We start from the raw sequence: 1,594 nt of genomic DNA, 5'->3' as shown, positions 1-1,594 counted from the left end.
GCAGGGTCTGCAGGCGCTGTTGCAGGCGCGCGGGCTGCCGACACCCTTGCCGATGGAAGGCTTGAATCTGTGGCTGCCGTTGCCGGCCGACAGCACGCCGCAGGTGCTGGCGCTGGCGGCGCGTGGCTGGCATGTGCGCGGGGGTGAAGTGTTTGCGGTGGCTGCTCCGGCGCATGGGTTGCGCATCACCTGTGCGGCACTCGGCCCGCCGCAGCAACGGCGATTGGCCGATGACCTGGCGGCGGTGATGCGCTGAGGGTGTGCGCTCAGGGTGCGGCGCTGGCGCCGGGTCGCACGTAGTAGGACTGGCCGCTGTCGTCGAGGAACACCAGCTCCGGCTTTCCCTGCCAGGAACTCAGCATGGCGCCGGTGTTGTTCTGGTGCTTGACCATTAGGCTGGCACCGCGGTCCGGGTTGGCGACCACTTTGAAGACTTCCGTGGTGCCGGTCGCATCGTCAAGCGTCAGCAGGGCTTCGCCACCTTGGTCGCTGGTGCCGTAGCCGCCGCGCTCGGAACCATCGGGGCCGAGCAGGATCAGGCCGGACAGGGCGTTGGCACGCGGCCCCTGCGGGCGGCCTTGGCTGAGGGGCTCGGGGACCGGTGCGCCGAGGATCACCCGTGGCTGGCCGCTGGCATCGTGGATGATCAAGCCGCGCGCTTCGATCACGCGTTGCGGTGATTGGCTGCGATGCAGGTTCCAGGCGGTCCAGCCGGAAACGATCAACGCGAGTGTGGCGACCACCAGGGTGGTCAGGGTCAGGGCACGGGCCATTGTGTATTCCTTCCTTGGACGTGACCGACGATAGCGGAATCCGGTCGGTCGTGGTCAGTTCGTTGTGTGACGGTGTGTACCGTCAATGGAAGTCGCGGCTGTGGCTGCGCAGTCCCTGCAGCAGTTCGTCCAGGCAATGCATGCGCTGCACGATCACATGCTGTACGCCATCCACGCGTTCCAGTCGGCCGTCGATCTGCATCAGCTGCGTATCTACCAGGATGTGGTGCTGGCGGTCGGCCAGATGTCGCCAGACCACGGCGTTGACCATGCCGGTTTCATCTTCCAGAGTAAGGAAGGTGACGCCGCTGGCGGTCTGCGGGCGCTGGCGCATGCGTACCAGGCCGGCGATGCGTACGCGCCGGCCATGGCCGTGGTTGGCCAGCTGCGCGGCATCCAGGCAACCGCGGGTTCGCAGCTGCGCACGCAGGAACGACATTGGATGGCGGCCGAGGGTGGTGCCGGTGCTGCGGTAATCGGCCTGCATGTCTTCCCAGGCGCTGGGCAGGGGCAGGGCCACGCGTGCTTCGGCAGTGGCGCGGGCCTGGTCGAACAACGGCAGGCGGTTCTCCACGCCGGAGATATCCCAGCGTGCACGATGGCGATGGCCGCTGAGGCCTCGCAGGGCACCGGCATCGGCAAGCAGGCCCTGCTGGCGGCGATCCAGTGCGGTGCGCTGGCAGAGGTCGCCGACATCGTCGAATGGGCGCCGCGCGCGTTCGCGCATRATGACCTGCGCGGCCGGTTCGCTGCAGCCATCGACCAGGCGCAGGCCGAGGCGGATCGCCGCCGCGCCTTTGCTGAAGTCCAACGTGCAGTCC

2 protein-coding genes and 1 pseudogene are annotated in these 1,594 nt (G+C 67.9%); 1 reads left to right on the top strand and 2 read right to left on the bottom strand.

Annotation, left to right across the window (positions count from 1 at the left end; genetic code table 11):
• A pseudogene (locus AB4Y84_RS21195) lies at nt 1-256 on the top strand (transcriptional regulator PtsJ); the annotation flags it as partial.
• 10 nt (nt 257-266) lie between these two features.
• Here AB4Y84_RS21195 and AB4Y84_RS21190 read toward each other — a convergent pair.
• Both AB4Y84_RS21190 and AB4Y84_RS21185 read right to left on the bottom strand, forming a co-directional pair.
• The gene (locus AB4Y84_RS21190; RefSeq protein WP_353098355.1) at nt 267-773 is read right to left on the bottom strand and encodes a hypothetical protein; all 507 of its coding nucleotides are present in this window, start codon (nt 771-773) and stop codon (nt 267-269) included.
• 82 nt (nt 774-855) lie between these two features.
• On the bottom strand, nt 856-1,594 hold a 739-nt coding region (locus tag AB4Y84_RS21185), incomplete at its 5' end, for a helix-hairpin-helix domain-containing protein (RefSeq protein ID WP_442250879.1).

It is taken from the genome of Stenotrophomonas sp. 2YAF22 (assembly GCF_052114665.1).
GTDB lineage: Bacteria > Pseudomonadota > Gammaproteobacteria > Xanthomonadales > Xanthomonadaceae > Stenotrophomonas > Stenotrophomonas indicatrix.
Note: the sequence above shows the minus strand (reverse complement) of the source record. Positions and strands in the feature narration are given on the sequence as shown.